Source organism: Prolinoborus fasciculus (assembly GCF_056724605.1).
This window is the reverse complement of record NZ_JBWZQN010000103.1, coordinates 1-5,147: the sequence shown is the minus strand read 5'-3', so window position 1 is coordinate 5,147 and position 5,147 is coordinate 1. Positions and strand designations below refer to the sequence as shown.

Below are 5,147 nucleotides of genomic sequence, written 5' to 3'. Positions count from 1 at the left end.
CTGGCGACCATAGCAAGAGTGAACCACCTGATCCCTTCCCGAACTCAGAAGTGAAACCTCTTAGCGCTGATGGTAGTGTGGGGTTACCCATGTGAGAGTAAGTCATCGCCAGCTCATTATTCCAAAATCCCCCTCCGCATTAGCAGAGGGGGATTTTTTTATGGGGGGTTAGTCAAATAAATGTTATTTATGTGCTATTTCGACTGAAACATCACATAAAAATAAAATTGAGAGGCGTATACTGAACCGGTCTATGGAGCGGATATGTCCTCAAATTCATCTTCAAGCCATATTGAATATGGCTCTTCTGCTTTTAAAGCAGTGCTTTTTTCCTTATTCCTTGCTGGCTTTGCCATTTTTTCATCACTGTATTGCGTACAGCCGATGATGCCGATTCTGGCTGATTATTTCCAGGTCAGCCCGACTCAAAGCAGTTTCCCTTTATCTTTTTCTACCATTGCCTTGGCAGTTGGCCTGATTTTTACTGGACTAATATCAGACCGATTCGGTCGTAAGCCGATTATGGTCTGGTCGCTATTTTCAGTCTCAGTATTATTACTATTAAGTGCAATATTGCCGATCTGGTCGGTGTTTCTGACCACACGAGTAATGATTGGATTGACAGTCAGTGGTGTCGCTGCGGTCGCGATGACTTATATCGGAGAAGAAATTGCAGAAAAAGATATCGGTTTTGCCATGGGCTTATATATTTCTGGCACAGCGATAGGTGGTATGGGAGGGCGTTTAATTGCCGGAGTTTTAGTGGATTTTATCTCCTGGCAATCTGCCACTTTGATTATCGGTATCTTAAATCTTTGTATCGCTGGATTATTTTCTTACCTATTACCCGCTTCGCAACATTTTAAAGCCTATCCAATCAAGCTGAATCGTTTTAAAAACTCATTTAGGCAGAATCTCGCTGATCCAAAACTTCGGGTTTTATTCCTGCAAGGTTTTATCTTGATGGGCTGCTTTGTCTCGGTATTTAATTATCTGAGTTATCGCTTGATCCAAGCGCCATTTGAATTATCTCATGTCTGGATTGGCGTGATTTCGATTACTTATTTGGCTGGTATTTATAGCTCCCCTCGAGCAGCACACTGGGGACGGCATTATGGAAAATTCAGAATATTGGCAGCCATGATCCTGATGATGCTTGTGGGCTTGGCGCTGATGCTTATTGATCAGTTGGTTATTGTTTTTATTGGATTGCTGATTTTTACTTTTTCTTTTTTTGCTGCCCATTCGACTGCCAGTAGCTGGGTGTCGATCCAGTCCTTACAGTATCGGGCAGTCGGTTCGTCGCTGTATTTATTTTGCTATTACCTGGGTTCAAGCGTGTTGGGGAGCTCAAGCGGATTGGTATGGGAAAATTATGGCTGGATAGGATTAACTGTGTTTATTGCCGCGTTATTACTGACGGGTTTGTCATTCAGTTTAAAACTCCGTTCAAATTAGAGATTATTTCCAAGCTTTCCTCCTCATAAATAGAATCAATTTCTTTTTTGAAATATTTAAACTTTAGATTCAAGTGACAAATAGAGCGTGATTCAGTTAGTCTCTGATTTTGTATAAATTATAATCAAGCAAGCTAGGGCCGATTCATGGTAAAATAATCGGCTTTCATCTTTGATCTTATTTTTAGATCTCCTATCATCTGCCAGCCGAGAATTGCTAGCCATGTCTACTGCTTATACCATGCAGACTGCGCCAAAAGCGTTGTTTGATTACGACAAATATTGGGCGTCTTGTTTTGACCCTGCGCCATTTTTGCCGATGTCACGCGAGGAAATGGATCAACTCGGCTGGGACAGCTGTGATTTTATTTTGGTGTGTGGTGATGCTTATATCGATCATCCATCTTTCTGTTCAGGCATTATTGGTCGTACGCTAGAAGCACAAGGCTTCCGTGTCGGTATTATTGCACAGCCAGACTGGACCAGCGTGGATGCGTTCCGCGTTTTAGGTAAACCGAATATTGCCTGGGGTGTGACTGCAGGGAATATGGATTCCATGATCAACCGTTATACGGCTGACCGTAAAATCCGTTCTGATGATGCCTATTCACCAGACAATCAGCCAAACAAACGTCCAGACCGTGCGGCAACTGTGTATTGCCAGCGTGTTCGTGAAGCTTATCCGGATGTACCAGTATTGCTCGGCGGTATTGAAGCGTCGTTACGTCGTATTGCACATTATGATTACTGGTCAGACAAAGTCCGTCGTTCAGTCTTGATGGATTCAAAAGCCGATCTTTTAATGTACGGTAATGGCGAACGCTCAATCACTGAAATCATGCATCGCTTGGCGCGTGGCGAGAAAATTCACGAGATTACTGATGTTCGCGGTACAGCGTTTATTGTGAATAAACACAACCGTGCCTCTAAAGCCAAGTTTGTGGAAATTGCATCGAATGATGTCGATGCCATTGGCCGTGTTGATCCAATTATTAACCCGTATGTCATGACTGAAGATATCGAGGGTTGTGAGATTGAACAAGGCAAGGATTCTAGCCAGTACCAAGGTTTTCAAAAAGAACATGTCGCTAACCCGATTGTGCGAGCAGGGGATGACTTAGATCCTGATACACAAATTGTGCAACTGCAACCGGCTTCTAAAGCGATTAAACATAAGTTACCGCCGCGCGAATTGGCCGTAATTCGTTTGCCTGCTTTTGAAGAAGTGGCTGCAGATCCAGTGCTCTACGCACATGCCAACCGTATTCTGCATCTGGAAACCAATCCGGGGAATGCGCGTGCCATGGTGCAAAAGCATGGTGAACGTGATGTCTGGTTGAATGCACCGCCAATTCCGTTGACTACGGAAGAGATGGACTATGTGTTTGACCTGCCTTATGCACGTCTGCCGCATCCTGCTTATGGCAATGCCCGTTTCCCTGCGTTTGACATGATCAAATTCTCTGTGAACATCATGCGTGGCTGTTTCGGTGGCTGTACTTTCTGTTCGATTACGGAACATGAAGGTCGTATTATTCAGAACCGTTCTGAAGAATCGATTCTGCGTGAAGTGGAAAAAATCCGTGATACGGCTCCAGGCTTTACTGGCATTATCTCGGACTTGGGTGGCCCAACAGCCAATATGTATCGTTTGGCCTGTAAAGATCCTGAGATTGAAAAGAACTGTCGTAAACCGTCATGTGTATTCCCGGGCGTTTGTCAGAATTTGCATACCGACCATGCGCCATTGACGCAGTTATACCGTAAAGCGCGTTCTTTACCAGGCATTAAAAAGATTCTGATTGGTTCAGGCCTACGTTATGACCTTGCGGTTTTAAACCCTGAATATGTCAAAGAACTTGTCACCCATCATGTCGGTGGTTACTTAAAAATTGCGCCTGAACATACCGAGAAAGGTCCACTCAATAAAATGATGAAGCCGGGTATTGGTACCTATGACCGCTTCAAGCAAATGTTTGATCGTTACAGTAAAGAAGCCGGTAAGGAACAATACTTGATTCCTTACTTCATCGCGGCGCATCCGGGCACCACCGATTACGACATGATGAATCTGGCGATTTGGTTGAAGAAGAATGGTTTCCGTGCCGATCAGGTACAGACCTTCTATCCATCACCGATGGCGACTGCAACTACTATGTATTACACGGGTAAAAACCCGCTGGCGAAAGTGGCGCGTTATACTGAAAATGTTGACATTGTGAAAGGTGAGAAGCGTCGTCGTTTGCACAAAGCTTTCTTGCGTTATCATGATTCAAACAACTGGCCTTTACTGCGTGAAGCCCTGAAAGAAATGGGTCGTCAGGATTTGATTGGTAATTCGAAACAGCATTTGATTCCGACTTATCAGCCTGTAGGCAGTGCAGATGGTCAGTATCAATCGGCGCGTAAGAAGAACTCGACGGTTGCCGGTGATTCGCAAAAACGTACCGGTGAGCAAGGGAATCGTAGCAAGGCTGCACAGGCTCAGTCACGTCCTTCAAATACCAAGAAACGTCCTGAACGTGGTCAAATTCTGACCCAGCACACTGGTTTGCCGCCGCGTGAAACAGGCGATGCCAAAAAACCGTTTGGTGGGCCAAAGCCTAAAGCGAAGCCCAAATCACGTGCATAATTAAGTTAATAAAAAGACACTTCGGTGTCTTTTTTTAGCTCTTGGGTAAAGTAACGTAGCCTGAGCTTGTTCGTTGAAAGTGTAAAAGAATATATTATTTGGACTAAGTTCTTTAAAAAAGTGATATAAAAATAACACTTTGTCGGAATTGTCCTACAGTTGGGCAGATATGTATTGCGATCAATTCCATGGATGTTTTAGAGTGCATTATCAGTACTTTAAATCCACTTTCATTGGCATCTAGAGAGATGTCACTTTAGGTAACATAGAATCGAGTTTTGATACCAGTTGTATGGGTATTTAAACAGATTGGTTGTTAGCTCTATTTAAAATAAAGCGTGGGTTTATACTGCACAACAATAAAACAAAAATGATTATAAGAATGCAAGGATTTAGGCATGACCACCTATATTATGATTGGGAGTTTCCTGCTCTTCTGTGTCGTGCTCATGGCATGGAAAAAGCTCGGAAATAATTCCAAACCACAAGACAGTGCGTTAAAGCAACGTGCTATTTTTAACCTGAATGAGCAATTGACCTTCACTCGCCTGAGAGAAGTCTTACCTGAATACATTATTCTGGCACATGTTTCCTATGATGCCTTAATGACTACTAAATTTAACCGGACTCGACATAAGTACCGCAACCTGACTGCAGATTTTGTAATTCTGGATCAGCAGCACCAGATTCTAGCCGTGGTGGGAGTGGACGATCCCTTAATCTTAAAGCGCCCTCAGCAAACGGGTTTTCAGGATGCATTGTTGACTATGGCCGGTTATCGGGTGATTCGTTACGATGATGTGCCAGAATATTATCAGTTGCGCCAGGACTTCTTGCAGGAGCAAGCGCAAATGCAGAAAATGCCCAAATATACAGTTAGCAATGATCTGAAAAAATATTATTTATATTCGGATTTAGAGCGCAGTAAAATGTAAGCGTCCGCTGAATCCCATGCCTATTTTTTAATTTTGGTCGGATTTCCAGCGGTGTGGCAGTAATTCTTCTATTTGGGTCACTTTATGTGTCGGCAACCTTTTCAGCACATCACTGAGATAGGC

4 protein-coding genes and 1 rRNA gene are annotated in these 5,147 nt (G+C 43.5%); 4 read left to right on the top strand and 1 reads right to left on the bottom strand.

What is annotated here, in order from left to right:
- The 4 genes from rrf (at position 1) to AC1P5O_RS16055 (ending at position 5,024) form a co-directional block, all read left to right on the top strand.
- A 5S ribosomal RNA gene (rrf, locus tag AC1P5O_RS16070) occupies positions 1-114 on the top strand.
- Between the two features lie 150 nt (positions 115-264).
- Entirely contained in the window at positions 265-1,458 is a 1,194-nt protein-coding gene (locus AC1P5O_RS16065; protein WP_005248459.1) for an MFS transporter, read from the top strand.
- A 222-nt stretch (positions 1,459-1,680) separates the two neighbouring features.
- On the top strand, positions 1,681-4,089 hold the full coding sequence (locus AC1P5O_RS16060; RefSeq protein WP_004644879.1) for a YgiQ family radical SAM protein: 2,409 nt from the start codon (positions 1,681-1,683) through the stop codon (positions 4,087-4,089).
- Between the two features lie 398 nt (positions 4,090-4,487).
- Entirely contained in the window at positions 4,488-5,024 is a 537-nt protein-coding gene (locus AC1P5O_RS16055) for a DUF2726 domain-containing protein (RefSeq protein ID WP_348942352.1), read from the top strand.
- A gap of 27 nt (positions 5,025-5,051) precedes the next feature.
- On the opposite strand, the gene AC1P5O_RS16050 is transcribed toward AC1P5O_RS16055, so the two are convergent.
- The coding region (locus AC1P5O_RS16050; RefSeq protein ID WP_151760394.1) for a transposase domain-containing protein at positions 5,052-5,147 on the bottom strand (96 nt) is incomplete at its 5' end.